We start from the raw sequence: 16,570 nt of genomic DNA on the forward strand, positions 1-16,570 counted from the left end.
CTTCAGACCGCTCGGGCAACACGAACCGGCGGGCGGTTTGCTTCCACGAGTTTCAGCAGGAATGGCAGGCTGCCCATGACGAGGTCGTAATCCTGCACGAAATCGATCAGGCAGGCGATTTCATCGACGCCCATCTCCGCCAATGTATCCACCGTCGACTGGCAGCTTTCCGGCGTGCCGATCAGCGACCTGCCTTTCATGAAACCCTCGATGCCGAATTCGATCAGGCTGTCGAGGTCGTCATCGCTGAAATTATCCAGCGTTATGTCGACACCCATGCTCCGCCCAAGGCCTTCAAGCAGGTGATAATGGGTACGGAGATAGTCCCCGAACGGCTTGGAAACATTGGATTTTACTTTCCGGGTATCGTCACCCAGGAAGGTGTGAACCATCATGCTGACGGTTCCCGCCGCCGGATCATGCCCATGTTTTTCCCGCGACTTGCGGTAGGCCTCGATCTTCGGCGCAAGCGACTCCGTCGTCTCACCAAGCAAGGCCGTCAGAACATTGAGGCCGCGGCGGCCTGCTTCGATGAAAGTCTCGGTCGATTGGCATGCAACCCAGAAGGGGATGCGCGACTGCACGGGCCGCGGCAGGGTTTTCGCATCGACGATGTTACCGTCAGCATCCTCGAATGCGACTGCTTCGCCGGCGAGAAGCCGGCTGATCTGTTCATAGGAGCGCCACATTGTACTGCGGCGGTTCCCGTGCGGTTCCTTCGAGAAGACGAATTCATCTTTGGTCCAGCCGGCCGCTATCGCAATGCCTGCCCTGCCGCCGGACAGATTATCGACAACCGCCCATTCCTCCGCCACCCGGGCAGGATGATGCAGGGCGGCAACGACGCTGCCGGCCCTCAGTTGTACCTTGCGCGTGACCATCGCCAATGCGGCACTGACGATCGAGGGATTGGGGTAGAGCCCACCAAATGCGTGGAAATGCCGTTCCGGCACCCACAGTGCCTCCAGGTCATTCGCATCCGCAAACTGTGCGCTGTCCATCAACAGGCGGTAATTTTCCTGACCCGGACGCGACCCGTCACCGTCAAAATAAAAAAGGCTGAATTTCATCAGAATGATCCCGATTGTGTGTGAGCGTTGTCGGCGTCTTCAACGACCGGCCTCGACGTCATCAAGCATCGAGGCGAGCATATCCGCCTCCTTGTTGCGGGCGTCGAGACCCTCCTGAATGACCCTGGCGAGGCCGGCGGCCGTCGGTGCGTCGAAAAGCAGGGCACGCATTGGAATTTCAACGTCAAAGCGTTTTCGAAGCCGCGCGACGACCTGGATGGCGAGCAACGAGTGACCGCCGAGTTCGAAGAAATTATCGGCAACGCCGATACCGTTTATCCCGAGAAGCTCCGCCATGATGGCGACGACGTCTTCTTCAAGCGGCCCCTGCGGCGCGGCATAGGCAGCCGATACCCCGTTTCGGGCTGATTTCTGGCCGTTCACCGTGGCGTCGTCGGAACCCTGGACGTCCGCTGCCGGACGGTTTTCGAGATCATAGGGCGTGACGACGATTGACGCCGGCGAAGCTTGCGAAAGCACCAGCGCCGTGATCTGCCAGACCTCCTCCGGGGTTATTTCCCGATGGGCGGCATGGCCGGCCTCCGTCGCGTGAACCGATGCGCAAGCATCCCAGTTGACGGATTTCCAGACCGGGCCGGACGCGTGCCGTTTTGCGGAGACGAAAGCATCCAGATAGGCATTTTCCGCAGCGTATCGGCCAAGGCCTTTGCCACCAACGATCGATGAGAGCGACGACTGGACAAGCACGAAAATGTCACCGCGCTGTCCAAGAACACGATCAAGGGCGTCAATGGTGCCGGATTTTACGGCCTGAAGGCTTTTGGTGTCGAAACTTTCATTGCCGAGCAGCCCGAAATACTGGTCCCCCATCGCGGCCGTGTGGAAAACACCCTTCACGGTGCCGAGGCTTTTTTCCCCCTCTTCCAGTAAGGAGCGAAGCCATTGCGCCTCACTCACATCCCCCGAAAAGAGAAGATAGTCCCTGCCGGGGGTTCCGAGCGATCTGAGCGTCTGGATGAAAAGGCTGACCGGATGACGGGGGCTGTGAGATGCAAGCCAGCGCTCCCAGTCCGGCACCAGCGGAATTCCCGCGCGACCCGCCAGAATGACTTTTGCTCCAGCTTTGATGAGCGCGCGGGCATAGACCAGCCCCAGCCCTCCCAGAAGTTCGCCTGTGACAAGATAGGTTTCACCGGGCTTTGCAAGGGAACCGGCTTCAACATCGCTGAGTTCGACCCGCTCATGGGAGAGCGCAAACAAAATACCGTCGCGAAGGGCATAAATCTGCTCCCCTTCGACCAGAGGCGAAGAGACAACATCCCGAAGGTATTTTGTGGCATTTACGTCCGGCACGCCCTGAACATCGATACTGCGGCACGATAGCCCCGGCAGTTCCTGGCTCAGCATCCGCGCCAGCCCGTTAATGCGGGCTTTGGCGGGCTGAACCTCATCGGCGGCAAAAATACCGTGCATGGACCTGCCGATGAATGTCACATCCGGACGCAGGGCACCACCGGCAAGCGTTCTGGCAAGAGCAAGCGCAAAATTCCACGCAGCGTCCGGCAGGTCCGTATCCGCCAAGCCGAAACCGCTGATGATCTGATCCGGCGTCCAGTTCTTTTTGGCGAGATCGTCGAACAGGGCAAGGAGATGCTCGGCGCTCGCCGGATCAATCGTATAGGCTTTCTCCGCAGCGCTGAATGTCGCTCCCTCACCCACAAGAACCGCATCGATCCCGTGCGGAATTTCCGGAAGAGCCGCACCGAAAACAAGCCAGCGGCCTTTGGCGGCTGCCGATACGCCGATTTTCAGCGGCCGCGTCTTCCACACCGGCTGATGGAACCATTCGGCCAACGGTCTGTGGGTTGCGGCAGCAGCCGTTTCCCGCCCTCCTGTGGGTGGCGCAATCCAGTATGATTGCCGCTCGAAATGATAACCCGGCAAACCCACACGGCGGCGCGGCGATCCGTCGTCAAGTGCCTCCCAGCTGATATCGATACCCGCCAGCCATAGCTGTCCGAACGCCAGCAACGCATGGTCGGCAGCGTCGACCGTTCCGGCCGCATCCGGCAGGGACGTTACGATGCGGCAATCTTCATTCGCCTGCTGGCGTACCAGCCTTGACAGCGTCGAGCCGGGCCCGACCTCCAGCAGAACGGGAGCGGAGAGTTCGAGAAGATGTTTCATCCCGCCGCTGAAATTTACTGCCCTGCGAAGATGTTCGGTCCAGTATGCCGGGTTGCAGGCCTCTTCGGGTCGCAGCCAGTTTCCGGAAAGATTGGACATCACATCGATTGCCGGTGCAGAGAGAGCGATGCCGTCGAACAGGCCCGCAAACTCCTCAAGGATCGGCTCCATCGCCGCACTGTGAAACGCATGCGATGTCCTGAGCAGCCGGCAGCCGGCCCCGTCCTTCTCCAGTCGTTCGGCAAACCGGTGCAGACCCTCCGTATCGCCAGCAACAACGCAGCTGCCCGGGCCATTCACGGCAGCTACTTCCAGCCCCTCATCCAGCCGGGCGCGCAGATCCGCCTCGGGCAGCATCACCGACAACATTCCGCCGGCGGCGCAACCCTGCATCAACCGTCCCCGTGCCAGCACGAGGAACATGGCATCCTTCAGGGAGAACACGCCGGCGAGGCAGGCGGCGACATATTCGCCAACGCTGTGGCCAATCATGGCCCGTGGCTGCAAACCCTTATGCATCCACATTCTGGCCAGCGCATATTCGATGGCAAATAGCGCAGGCTGGGCACGATCCGTGCGGTCCAGCCCGGTATCGGAGGCGTCCGGCCCTGCAAGAAGCAACGCCCGGATTTCAAGATCGTCCGGTATCAATGACAGGCATTCATCCAGCGCTGCCCGGAAGTGCTCTTCGCGCTCATAGAGTGACCGGGCCATTCCCACATGCTGGCTGCCCTGACCCGGGAACATGAATACCAGGCTTGGATCATGCTGCGGGATCTGGCCTGTGGCAAAACCGGGCCCGGAGGCGGCTCTCAATTTCTCGGCGGCGTCGGATAATGTCGTCGCAAGCGTGATGGAACGGTGGTTGAAGGTCTCTCGTCCCGTCTGCAGCGTATGGGCAACATCGGCAAGGGACACCCCCTGATGTTTTCCGGTTTTCAAAAGCGCATCCGAAAGGGAAGATTGCATTGCGGCGAGCGAGGCCGCCGAACGCGCCGAGAGCGGCAGCAGCAACGCGCCCGTCTCGCCTTCCACCGATTCCTGTCGTGCGGGTGCTTCCTCTATGATCACATGGGCATTGCTGCCCCCCATGCCAAATGCACTGATGGCGGCGCGGCGCGGCCTGTCGGCATCGGCTTTCCAGTCGGATTTGCCTGCCGCCACCCGGAAGGGGCCGCTTTCAAAATCGCAGGCGCTGCTGGGCGTCTTGAAGTTGCCGCTTGGCGGCAGGCATTCATGCCGAAGGGCAAGGACAGTCTTGATGAGCCCGCCAATGCCGGCCGCGGCATCCATATGCCCGACATTTCCCTTGAGCGAACCGATGAGGCAAGTCCGGCCTTCGGCGCGAAGCGACGGCCCGTAGATACGGTTCAGCGCGGTCAGTTCGATCGGATCGCCGATCGCGGTCGCGGTCGCGTGGGCCTCCACATAATCCACTGCCGAGGGAGCGATGCCCGCATTGGCCAGCGCCTTCTTGAGAACAGAGGCCTGGCCTTTGACGCTCGGAGCCGTCAATCCGACCTTGGAGCTGCCGTCGTTACCGATCGCCGACCCGGCAATAACGGCATAGACCGTATCGCCGGCCGCCTTCGCATCGCCAAGGCGCTTCAGGATCACGGCGCCAACACCGTTGGTGAATATGGTGCCGCTGGCAGCCGCATCGAAAGGCCGGCATTGGCCATCGGGAGCACCGATGCCCCCTGCCTCATAGAGATAACCGGCAGGCTTGGGCTGGCCAACGGAGACAGCACCTGCCACCGCCATCTCGCATTCGCCCGAAAGCAATGCCTGAACGGCGAGATGCACCGACACCAGACCGGTGGCGCAGGTTGCCTGAACGCCCACACTCGGCCCCTCAAGATCGAGGTGGTAAGCCACGCGCGATGCGATCATGCCGGAAACATTGCCGAGCCCCGCCTGCAGCGGTGCCACGCTGCCGCGCAGGGACGGGTCGGAATGAATGTGGGTGAAGTGATAATTCAGCGAACCGCCGGCATAAACACCCGTGCGGCCCCGGCTTTTCCCGCTTCCATAACCGGCATGTTCCAGCGCGTTCCAGGCGCATTCCAGAAATACCCGTTGCTGCGGATCAAGCAGCTGGGCTTCCCTTGGCGCATAGCCGAAAAACCCGGCATCAAAAGCGGTCGGATCGCTGAACCCACCCCAGACCCTGACATAGTCGGGCTGCCCCGACAGTTGTGGATCGATACCGGCGCTTTCGAGATCCGCATCCGTGACCGCCGTTAATCCTGAGCCGCCACCGGCAAGCAGCTGCCAGAAACCGTCAATATCATCGGCACCGGGAAAACGGCCTGCGAGGCCGATGATCGCGACGCGCTCATCATGGCGTTTCTGGAAAATCTCCAGACGCTCCCGCGCGTCGCGCAATATTCCGAGCAATGTCGCCTGATCGGGCTGACTGCCGGCCCCGGCCTGTTGTTTTACGTTCATCGGCGATGGCTCCGATCATCGATTGCATGAAAAGCGTGAGATTATTTTCGGCCTGTTCCAGCCTGCAGAAGGGATGACAGCGCAGCCAGTTCGGACGACAGGTCGCTTTCTTCCGCCGCCTCATCCGACCGGGAATTCCGCGCCGGCGTCTCCTGCACTTGCGCCGTTACCTCGGAGGCGAGGAGATCGCTGCATAGATGCTCCACCAGCGCATCGATCGTCGCGTGCTCGAAAAACAGCGTCGGTTGCGTTCTGATACCCAATTCACGCTCCAGCGTTCCGGCAAGACCAACAAGCGCCACTGAATCCAGCCCGAGATCAAAAAAACCGGCATTTGCAGCGGGCAGGGTTCCGGCAGGAAGACGGGAAAGCCATGAAACTTCCTCCCTGATCCACTGCCGAAGCAAAGCCGGATGCCGGGATCGGTCAACCCGAGACAATTGTTGCGCCCAGTCGACAACCGCACCCGGGTCGGCAACCGGCGTGAAACTCGCCTGCGGGGTGGCCTCCCAACGCTCGACCACCTTGAGATTGCCGTTCAGCAAATCCTGGCGGCAGGCAAAACGCCGGACCTTGCCGCTCGGCGTGCGCGGCAGGCTGCTGGGGCGGATGAGGACGATGGTGGCAAGCTTGAGCTTGTGAACACGGGAGATGGCCCCGCGAATGGCGTGCAGAACGGCTTCGGCATCCAGATTGCGCAGACCATCACGGGTAAGCTCGCAGACGAGACCGACCTGTTCCTCACCATCCACATCAAGCGCAAAAGCACCCGCCCGCCCCTGTGCGAGCGCGGCATGCGACGAGAAGGCGGTCTGCTCTATGTCCTCGGGGTGATGGTTCTGCCCCCTGATGATGATGAGATCCTTCAGGCGGCCGGTAATGAAATATTGCCCGTCATGGCGAAAGCCAAGATCGCCCGTGCGGCGCCAACCACCCTCGCCGGCAATTTTCTGGTCGAAACTTTCCGCGCTTGCTTTTGCCCTCGCCCAGTAACCGGGCGTGACATTCGGACCACGGATCCACAATTCGCCGACCTGCCCATCGTCGAGCAGCCGGTTTTCCTCGGGTTCCATGACAACGATCTCGATATCCGCCCCGGGACGGCCGCAGGCCGCAAGTTCGATTGCATCATGCTCATCTGCACCAGCGGGGAGCGGCAGCGCCGTTCCCTGCTTTGCCAGCGTTTCACGCTCGAAGCTCCGCAATTGCGGCGGATCGGACGGTGCATTTCCGGTCAAGAAAAGCGTGGCTTCGGCCTGGCCATAGCAGCAATAAAAGGCTTCGTGCCGAAAGCCATGGTCGGCAAACAGCGCGCTGAAGCGCCTCAGCGTGTGCGGGCGCACCGGCTCCGCACCATTATAGGCGATCCGGACCGTGGAGAGATCAAGCTGCGCCGCCGCTTCTTCACTGTAGCGGTCCGCACAATGCTCATAGGCGAAATTCGGTCCGCCGATAATGGTTGCCCGGTTTTGCGTCGCCAGTTCAAGGAACCGCAGCGGCCGTCGCAGAAAGCTCGCAGGCGCCATGATCGACACCGGAAATCCGTTGAAGATCGGTGACAGGATGCCGTCGATCAGCCCCATGTCGTGATAATGGGGCAACCACGTCGCGGACCGATCCTCCGGGCCATAATGAAACGCAAGGCTGATCTGCCGCAGGTTGGCCATCAGATTGGCATGCGTGACCATGACGCCTTTCGGATCACTGGTCGAACCGGACGTATATTGCAGAAATGCAATCCGGCTTCCGTCGAGAACCGCTGGAAGGCTCGAGGAAGGCGTAAGACCCTGCAGCGGAATATTGGGATCGGCACCTGAAGGCGCAAGGCAAAATCCATGGCCAACGGCCCTCTGAAGCGGTTCCAGCAGCTCCTTCAATTCGGCGGCGCACACTATTCCCGAGATGCCGGCGTCTTTCGCAATATGCAACCAACGGTGTATTCCTTCATTCCGCCGCGGCGCCGGGACAGGCACCGGAACGGCACCGGCATGCAGGCATCCGAGAAAGGCCGCGATGAAGGCGAGACCCGGCGGGTAAACGATGAGGACCCGGCCGCCCTGCCCGACAAGACCCGTTCTGGAAACCTCGTCAGAAACAATTTTAACGCGAGCGTTTAATTCTCCCCATGTCCAGCCATCACTGCGACTTTCGTCGATTGCGCCTGGATCGTCAGGATAAAACCGGAAGGCCTCATCTGCTGGACGGTCGGCGGCAATGTCATCAAGCCTATGTATTATCGTTATAAAATCTCTTTCCCCAGATGGCTTTCGAGCGAACATCGGTATGATCTGCATCTGAAAAAGCTCCTGACGTCGGGACATCAATATTCGCGACTAGCAACCATAGGATGCTCACCGTTCCAATTGCCCATACTTATTCGCCAGCGGCAGTCGTCGCTGCTCGCTGCGTCTCGATGACAACAATTACCTCTTGCATATAATTCTTGAATCGCCTAGTCAAGAATAAGAAATTGAAATTGACGACCGGTTTCAGGCAGCTGAATATGCAATTAATAGTTGTTTTAGCGATGTGGGCGACATTGCCCGAGACCGCGATGGAAGCACTCGCCATTCGTTCTACGGATCGCTTTAGGCCGATACAGCCAAGGGGTGGCTTATGAATTACATCGAGCCAGTCGAAACCCTCATAACCCGGCTTCATCAAAACAATATCCGTGTCTGGATCGACGCCGGCAGCCTGAAATGTTCGGACCCTGATGGTCGCCTGAACGATGCCGTGATGAGCGAAATCCGGACCAGAAAAAACGACATTCTGGCATTCCTCAACATGGCGCACGCGGAGGCCGGTGCACCCGGCCAGACCAATATTCCTGCCCGCCACGAGACCTGCCCGCCGCTTTCATTCGCCCAGGAAAGACTGTGGCTGATCGACCAGATCTATCCGGGCTCTGCATTGCATCACATCTGCATTGCGCTCGACGTTCAAGGCACCCTCGACCTCGATGCGCTGAGCGCGGCGCTTGCCGCTGTCATGAACCGCCACGCGGTGCTTCGCGCCCGCATATACAGCGACAAGGGCGTGCCCGGACAAACCATATCCGCTGATTGTGACACGCCTTTTTCCGTCGTCAGTATTTCACCTGCCGATGGGGCAATCGAAGATGTCATCCATGCGGAAACGAGCAGACCCTTCGATCTTGCCGCCGAACCGCCCATCCGCCTGCTCGTCGTCAAGTGCGACGATGGCCGCCATGTCCTCGTTTTTACGCTGCACCACATATGCGCCGACGGCTGGTCTACCGAGATCCTGCTGAAAGACCTCGGCGCGTTTTACAGCGCGCAGGTGTCTGGCAGCGCGACGCCGGAAGCTGCGTTGCCGATACAATATGGCGACTTTGCCGCATGGCAGCGCCAGCGTCTGGCGGCGGAAACGGCAGGACTACTCGAGGAATTCTGGAAACGGCACCTTTCGCAGCCTTTGCACACCACGCAGCTGGTAACGGACATGCCGCGCACTGCAGGCCATGGCCATGCAGGTGAACTTCATGACTTCTCGATCGACAAAGCGACGGCCGATGCGCTGCGCAAGATCGCCGCCGCGCATGGCACAACACTGTTCACGGCGCTTTTTACCGCCTTTAACCTGCTGATCCACCGCTATACCGGGCAGACCGATCTGGTGATCGGCACGCCCGTCGCCAGCCGCCCGCATGTGGAGACGGAAGATCTGGTCGGGCTGTTCGTCAATCCTCTCCCCGTCAGATCACGTGTCGATCCCTACAGCAATTTTGAAAAGACCCTGCGGCAAACACATGAGACCCTGCAGCAGGTCATCAGCCATCAGGACATGCCGTTCGAGCGCATTGTCGATATGGTCGGCGTGCAACGCGACCCCGACAGCCACCCGCTGTTCCAGATAAAATTTCAGCTCGACGCAGCACCACGCGAGCGCATCCGGCTTCCCGGGCTGGAAATGCGCCGGCTGGCACGCCAGGACAAGGTTTCGAGGCTCGACCTGTGCCTCGATCTACGCGAGACGGAAAGCGGGCTTTCCGGCACGGTCGAATACAAGACCGCGCTGTTCAAAGCCGAAACGATTAGCCTGTTCGCCAGCCATTTCCAGCAACTGCTCAAATCCATCGTCGCCACCCCCTCCCTGCCGATCGCAACGCTTGCGCTTTTGACACAGGAAGAGCAGCAGCAGCGCGTTTTCGACTTCAACGGCACGGCGCAGGAAAACGCTGGGCCGCGCTCCTTTCATGAACTGTTCGAGGCGCATGTGGCGCGCGCGCCGGACGCCGTGGCGCTCGTCATGCCGCGCGCGGATGCTGATGACATCCTGACATATGGCGAACTCAACGCGCGCGCAAACAGGCTGGCGTGCCTGCTGCGGCATAAGGGCGTTACCGCGGAAACGGTCGTCGCAATCTTGTTGCCGCGCGGTTTCGACATGATCGTCGCCTGGCTTGCGGTCTGGAAAGCAGGCGGCGCCTATCTGCCTCTCGATCCGGATTATCCTGCCGAGCGGATTGGCGCGATGCTGTCGGACGCGGGTGCCCGACTCGTCGTCAGCCACAGCTCGATCGATCTCCCAGCGACAGCCGACCGGCTCAATCTGGATGAGGATTTCCCCCACGACGAATGCACTGACAACCTTGCAACGGTCACGCATCCGTCGCACCTGGCCTATGTGATCTATACGTCAGGCTCGACTGGCAAGGCAAAAGGCGTCCTTATCGATCATAGCGGACTGATCAATCTGACGAGGGACAAGATCAGCGCCTGCGACGTCAGACCCGGCGATTGTGTGCTGCAGTTCTTCAGCTTCAGTTTTGACGCCTCCATTCCCGAGCTCGTGATGAGCCTTGGCGCCGGCGCCAGGCTTCTCCTTCTGCCCGGATATGCGACCCTTCCCGGCGCCGAACTGGCCGATATCCTGCACACGCGACATGTGACACACCTGACGATGACGCCATCGGCCCTGATTTCCCTGCCAGTCGACGACCTGCCGTCGCTGCGCACCGTTCTGGTCGGTGGAGAGGTTCCGATGCCGGAGCTCATCGAAAGATGGGGAAAGAACCGTCGTTTCATCAATGCCTACGGTCCCACCGAAACCACCGTCAATGCCAGCATGGTCGACATGGGAGGCGGGCGCGCCGGCCTGCCGGTGCTGAGGCCTGCGGCAAACAAGCAGCTCTATGTGCTGGATGATAATCTCGAGCTGTTGCCATTCGGCGTGCCGGGAGAACTTCATATCGGCGGCTGCGGCATTGCCCGCGGTTATCACGACCGGGCGGCCCTGACGGCCGAACGTTTCGTTCCCGATCCATTTGCCACGAACGGACGCGCGGGCGTGCTCTACCGCACCGGCGATCGGGCCGTGCTGCTTGCCGATGGCCGGGTCCACGTATCAGGGCGGCTGGACAGCCAGGTCAAGATCCGTGGATACCGCATTGAGCCCGGGGAAATAGAGGCTGGCCTGCTTGCCCACCCGTCCGTTGTTTCGGCGACGGTGACGGTGCGTGACGACGGACGCGGCGGCAAAAGGCTCGCCGCCTATGCGGTTCCTCAAACCGATCAGGACACGGCAACCAGACCCACGCCATCGGAGGTTCGCTCATGGCTGGCGAACCGCCTGCCGAAATTCCTTGTGCCCGATACGTTCGACTGGCTCGAGGCGCTGCCGCTTACTGTCAACGGCAAGATCGATCCCTTAAAGCTTCCCGCCCCCCGCGCCGAAACAAACTCCGATGGCCGGCAGCCTGAGGGCGAAATGGAAACCCGGATAGCCAGCGCATTCGGGCATGTTCTGAATATTGATCAGGTTGCCGCAACCGATGACTTCTTCGCGCTTGGCGGCCACTCGCTGCTGGCCACCCGTTTCTGCGCCGTCGCAAAGGAGAAGTTCAGCCTCGATATCGGCGTTCTCGATCTTTTCAGCGCCTCCACGGTGGAAGCGCTGGCGAACCGCCTGCAGACCAGAGACGCCGGCGATAGCGGCAGCGACGAAGAAACCCTGCTGCTGAAGCGCGATATAAAGCTGGATGACGCGATCCGCCCGAGTGCGACGGCAAGAGCGGAAAGCGGCACCGCCCACGTCTTCCTGACGGGCGCGACCGGCTTTCTCGGCACCTATTTGCTCCACGAGCTGCTTCGCGACCCGGCGAGAAAAGTCACCTGCCTGGTGCGTGGCGATGACGGAATGAACCGCCTGCGGCAGGCCTTCCGGCAATATGATCTGCCCCAATCCGTGCTGACGGAACGTGTGACGGCATTGTCGGGCGAGCTTTCCGAACCAAATCTCGGGCTAGCCGCGGCAGACTACGACCATATTGTCCGGAATGCCGATTGCATTTTCCACAATGGCGCGGAAGTGCACCATCTGCATCGGTATGAGCGGTTGCGCGAGACCAATGTTCTTGGAACCCGCGAAGTTCTCAAACTGGCCTGCGCCGGGGCGTGGCGGCATGTTCATTACATCTCGACACTCAGTGCCCTGACGCCGCGCCGTGGTTCCGGCAGCGATGCCCGGCCCGTTTGTGAACTGGAGAGCGTGGAAGAGTTTGCCCCACCCGCGGGCGGTTACAACCGGAGCAAATGGGTGGCGGAGCATCTCGTCCACGAAGCCGGAAAGCGGGGATTGCCGGTGACGATCTACCGGCCGGGAGCGATATCCGGCGACAGCCTTACCGGCGCCTTCAACGGCTCGGACATTTTGTGCCGCCTGGTGCAGGCCTATCTTTACACCGGGACAGCGCCGGAAGGCGAAAGGCTGCTCGATATGCTGCCGGTCGACCATGTGGCCCGGGCGATTGTCCATCTCTCCGGCAAACCGGCTTCCGCAGGACAGGTTTTCCACCTCATTCACTCCTCCCCCGTTTCAAGCGCCCGGCTCTTTGAGGCCTGCGAAATGGAAGGGATCGAGCTTAACCGCGTTTCGCAGCGGGAATGGCAGGACATGCTGGGCGATGTGGCGCGTGGAACGCCGGACCACCCGCTTTATCCATTGCTGGGACTGCTGCGCTCACCTTCAGCCGCCGGCAAGAGCGATGAAAAACAGACGCGTAACTTCGATTGCCGCCTCACACAGGCGGCAATGTCCGACGCACCATTCCGCGAACCGGCCCTGACATTCGAGCTTTTGCGAACATATCTGCGCGCATTTGCCAAGGCCAACTTTCTGAACGCGACGTTCGATGACGCGCGAAAGCAGGGTGAACGATGAGCACAGTCATATCAAGCGAAGCCGGCAATTACGACCACTGGGCCTGGCTCTACAACCACACGCTTGGCCCGCGCTATAGTGAGCAGAAGATCGAGCCCCTGGCACGGGCGGTTCTTTCGCAGCTGCCCGACGGCGCTGCAGTTCTCGATCTCTGCTGCGGAACGGGACATCTGGCAAAGCTGATGGCTGCGCGCGGATATGCCGTCACCGGGCTGGATGGCTCGCAGGACATGATAAACCATGCCCGCGGCAATGCGCCCGAACTTGAATTCGTTCTGGGGGACGCAAGGGATTTCACCTTCGAACGGCCTTTCGACGGCGTGGTCTGCACCAGCGCATCGTTGAACCACATCCAGAATACCGAAGACCTGCAGAAGGTTTTTTCAAGCGTTCGCCGCTGCCTGAAGGATGACGGAATTTTTGCTTTCGACATCAACCATCCCGGCCAGATGGTGCGCTATTGGCGTGATGTGCCGGCTGAGGGTGAACTGACCGACGATTATGCCTGGCTGATCACGCCTCGATATAATTCACGGTCGAACGAGGGGGCCTTCACGGTTGAAATCCATACGAGGTCAAAGGAGGCGGGCTTCTCCCCGGTGGAGGCGGCATACAGGCTGGCGGCCCGGCTGCTTTCCAATCGCCGGCGGCTCGCTCTTATCGCCCGCTTCGGCATTCCCGGGAAGAACTGGCAGCGCCACGCCGTGACCAACCCTGTTTGGGGGCACAATCTGGAAACCGTGACCGAGCTTCTCTGCACATCGGGCTTTTCGGTGACAATGCGAAGCACCGATGGCGGTCCGGTGACCGATGAGAGAGCGGTCTACTTCCTCTGCAAGAAGATTGCAGGGGACTACGCGCGGCAGGAAGCCACGCAGGAGGCCGTCGAATGAATATTCACAATAATATCGGCACGGCGACCGACCCTGTTGCCGCAATCGTTACCGACTTCAATCTCAAGACGCCGGGTTCGAAGCGCGCCGCCGCCTATAACCGGGATTTCCTTTCGGACAAAAGCTCGATCGGCCTTCCCTTCACCATGCAAACCAAAGAGGCGCTATATCCCATCGTCGCCACCCATGCGGAAGGCGCCTATTTGCAGGACATCGACAGCAATAGATATGTCGATATTCTCATGGGCCTCGGCACCAATCTCTTCGGCCATAATCCGTCCTTTGTCCGCACGGCAATCGAAGCGCAGCTGGCCAAGGGTTTCGCACTTGGTCCGCAATCGGATCTGGCCGGCGAGACCGCGGAACTGTTTTGCCGCATCACCGGAAAAGACCGCGTCACATTCAGCAATACCGGAACCGAAGCCGTGCAGACGGCCATGCGCATCGCCCGCGCCGCAACGGGGCGCGACAAGATTGTGCTGTTTACAGGCTCGTATCATGGCCATTCCGACCCTGCCCTGCATAAGGCGACCAAACTCGAATATATCCGCAGGGGCGCGTTGCTGCGATCTCGTCCGGCATGGCTGGTGGCGCTCAAGCCGCTCCTGAAACGTATTATGCTGACGAAAGCAGTTCCCGGCTTTTCGGGCGTGGCCCCTTCCTCCGCGCGCGATATAGTTCTGCTGGAATATGGCAATCCCCGTTCCATCGATTATATCAGGCGTCACGGCGAAAGCCTTGCCGGCGTGCTCGTCGAACCCGTTCAGAGCCGGAACCCGGAACTGCAACCACGCGAGTTTCTCCATGAATTGCGAAGCGTGACGGAAAAGACCGGAAGCGCGCTGATATTCGATGAGATGATCACCGGCTTTCGCGTCGCACCCGGCGGCGCACAGTCTCATTTCGGCATCGATGCCGACATCGCCACATACGGCAAAATCGCCGGCGGCGGGTTGCCGCTGTCGCTCATCGCCGGCAAGGGGCGGTTCATGGATTTCGTCGATGGCGGAGCATGGGCTTATGGCGACAGCTCCTTCCCGAAAGTGGCCCCGACATTTTTTGCCGGAACCTATTGCCGCCATCCGCTGGCGCTTGCTGCCGCCAAGGCCGTCGCGACACGATTGCTGGAAGACGGGCCGGCCCTGCAAGACAGCCTCAACGCCAGGACCCAGGCATTCGTGGAACGGCTGAACGGCACGCTCCGGGATGCGGGGTTGCCCGTTGCGTTCATGAGCTTCGGTTCGTTCTTTGCCATATCCGCTGCCCGCAGCCGCATCTCGCCGCAGGCTGTCACCATGCTCTCCTTCCTTCTCCTGACCTCCGGCGTTCACCTTCGTGCCGGAGACCGCGGCGGTTTTCTCTCAACCGCCCACAGCGATGACGACATTACCTTTGTTCACGACGCTGTTCTGCAAGGCCTGACGGCTCTGGCGGACCACCGTCTTCTCGACAGACATTGATCGGAGTGACCACCATGAGTTCCCAGACCCCGGCTGAAGACCTGCACTACAACGTCGTGATCAGCGACGAGGAGCGATATTCGATATGGCCGGTCTACAAGGCGGTCCCGACTGGTTGGCGACCGAGCGGCTTTTCCGGATCGAAGCAGGCGTGCCTCGATCATATCGAGGTGGAGTGGACCGACATGCGCCCCTTGAGTTTGCGGCGGCTGATGGACGGCGAGGCCGTAAACACAACCAGCGTGCAAGAATAGGACGTGACCCCATGGACGACCAACCATGGCCAAGCCCGGTGCCCCGCGAGGACGCCGGACCGGACAGGGACTGGCTTGCGCAGGATGCCGTTCTCGATCTGCTCCTGCCGGAGGCGCTGGCACCGGTAATGGTGCCGGAAGAACACGAAAGAGCCCGCCTGCAGCACATCATCTGCGAGGCACTCGAAGCGTTCACGCTGCATCATCCCGAATGCCGCGCGCGCATCGCCGCGCTTCTGGGCAACATGGAAAAGCCGATGTCCGACCCCGGCGTCGTGGATATCAGCGGCCTGCCGCTGACGTCCTTTCACGCCAATGACTATGACCGGTATTTCCGCGTGAACCGCATTACCACCGCCCAGCCCGCCCATGTTCTGCTGCGCAGCTTCCTGCAGGTCGCGCTGTCGGTTACCGATCTTTTCTGCCGGGCGCCACACCTGTCGGAAAAGGCCGCTAAAGCCCAGTTTGATGGTTTCGAGGTTCATGCAAGGCTTCTTGCAAGGTGCTTTGGCGTGGAGTGTGCAAGATGACCATTGCTTCCCCCTCGCCTTCCCGGATCTGGCGCGAATTCCACTGGGCGTTTTTCATGAACGTGCAGGGGCTGGTTCTGTGCCTTCGTCGTTTCAATATGCAGGTGCATGAGGGTAACCATGCCGACGCAGACAGGGAATTGCGGGCCGCCGCGGTGCTTCTGCGCACATCTGCCAGCTCCATGGACCTCGCCGCCAGCTTCAGCAAGGCGGATTACGAAAATACCATCCGCGTCTCCATGACGCCGCCTTCAGTGGAGTCAGATGATTTCAGCGGGCTGATGTCGTTCGATCATGCCGTCCTCATCCAGGTCTGGCGTGAAATGAAGGACGTTTTCGCCACCCTCCCGGTCGAACTCCATGACGCACACGCGGAATTCGTCGCAGCCTACAAATATCTGGCGGAAGGGCATGTCGGCGTCTGCTCACGTTTCGTCGGCTCCGACGCCGGAAGCCTGCGATACGGCGACCGGAAGGCAATCGATACGCTCCAGCGTTTCGAACGCGGCCGCCTCGGCATGATCGATCCCCCTAAAAAAGGCTGCCCGTTCCACAAGTAACGTGCGTGTTCAATTTCTA

9 protein-coding genes are annotated in these 16,570 nt (G+C 60.4%); 6 read left to right on the forward strand and 3 right to left on the reverse strand.

Annotated elements, in window-relative coordinates; genetic code table 11:
• Positions 1–2 precede the first annotated feature (2 nt).
• The 3 genes from O8B93_RS14720 to O8B93_RS14730 are packed head-to-tail and all read right to left on the reverse strand — an operon-like array spanning position 3 to position 7,990.
• A complete protein-coding gene (locus tag O8B93_RS14720; RefSeq protein WP_269710696.1) occupies positions 3–1,070 on the reverse strand; it encodes an LLM class flavin-dependent oxidoreductase in 1,068 nt (355 codons plus the stop codon).
• A 39-nt stretch (positions 1,071–1,109) separates the two neighbouring features.
• Complete coding sequence (locus tag O8B93_RS14725; protein WP_269710697.1) at positions 1,110–5,669, reverse strand: type I polyketide synthase; 4,560 nt, start codon at positions 5,667–5,669, stop codon at positions 1,110–1,112.
• Between the two features lie 41 nt (positions 5,670–5,710).
• The gene (locus tag O8B93_RS14730; RefSeq protein WP_269710698.1) at positions 5,711–7,990 is read right to left on the reverse strand and encodes an AMP-binding protein; all 2,280 of its coding nucleotides are present in this window, start codon (positions 7,988–7,990) and stop codon (positions 5,711–5,713) included.
• Positions 7,991–8,285: 295 nt separating this feature from the next.
• Here O8B93_RS14730 and O8B93_RS14735 point away from each other — a divergent pair, with 295 nt between their 5' ends.
• The 6 genes from O8B93_RS14735 to O8B93_RS14760 are packed head-to-tail and all read left to right on the forward strand — an operon-like array spanning position 8,286 to position 16,551.
• Positions 8,286–12,854, forward strand: coding sequence for a non-ribosomal peptide synthetase (locus tag O8B93_RS14735; protein WP_269710699.1), 4,569 nt, complete (start codon positions 8,286–8,288; stop codon positions 12,852–12,854).
• A complete protein-coding gene (locus O8B93_RS14740) occupies positions 12,851–13,747 on the forward strand; it encodes a class I SAM-dependent DNA methyltransferase (protein ID WP_269710700.1) in 897 nt (298 codons plus the stop codon). Before O8B93_RS14735 ends, O8B93_RS14740 begins: the two co-directional genes overlap by 4 nt.
• On the forward strand, positions 13,744–15,207 hold the full coding sequence (locus tag O8B93_RS14745) for an aspartate aminotransferase family protein (protein ID WP_269710701.1): 1,464 nt from the start codon (positions 13,744–13,746) through the stop codon (positions 15,205–15,207). Before O8B93_RS14740 ends, O8B93_RS14745 begins: the two co-directional genes overlap by 4 nt.
• Before the next feature lie 14 nt (positions 15,208–15,221).
• Complete coding sequence (locus tag O8B93_RS14750) at positions 15,222–15,461, forward strand: MbtH family protein (protein WP_110760101.1); 240 nt, start codon at positions 15,222–15,224, stop codon at positions 15,459–15,461.
• Positions 15,462–15,472: 11 nt separating this feature from the next.
• On the forward strand, positions 15,473–15,991 hold the full coding sequence (locus O8B93_RS14755) for a siderophore biosynthesis protein (protein ID WP_269710702.1): 519 nt from the start codon (positions 15,473–15,475) through the stop codon (positions 15,989–15,991).
• Positions 15,988–16,551, forward strand: coding sequence for a siderophore biosynthesis protein (locus O8B93_RS14760; RefSeq protein ID WP_269710703.1), 564 nt, complete (start codon positions 15,988–15,990; stop codon positions 16,549–16,551). The genes O8B93_RS14755 and O8B93_RS14760 overlap by 4 nt, the downstream gene beginning before the upstream one ends.
• Positions 16,552–16,570: the final 19 nt, after the last annotated feature.

The sequence above is a fragment of the Martinezella rhizogenes genome, from assembly GCF_027460065.1.
Lineage (GTDB): Bacteria > Pseudomonadota > Alphaproteobacteria > Rhizobiales > Rhizobiaceae > Agrobacterium > Agrobacterium rhizogenes_C.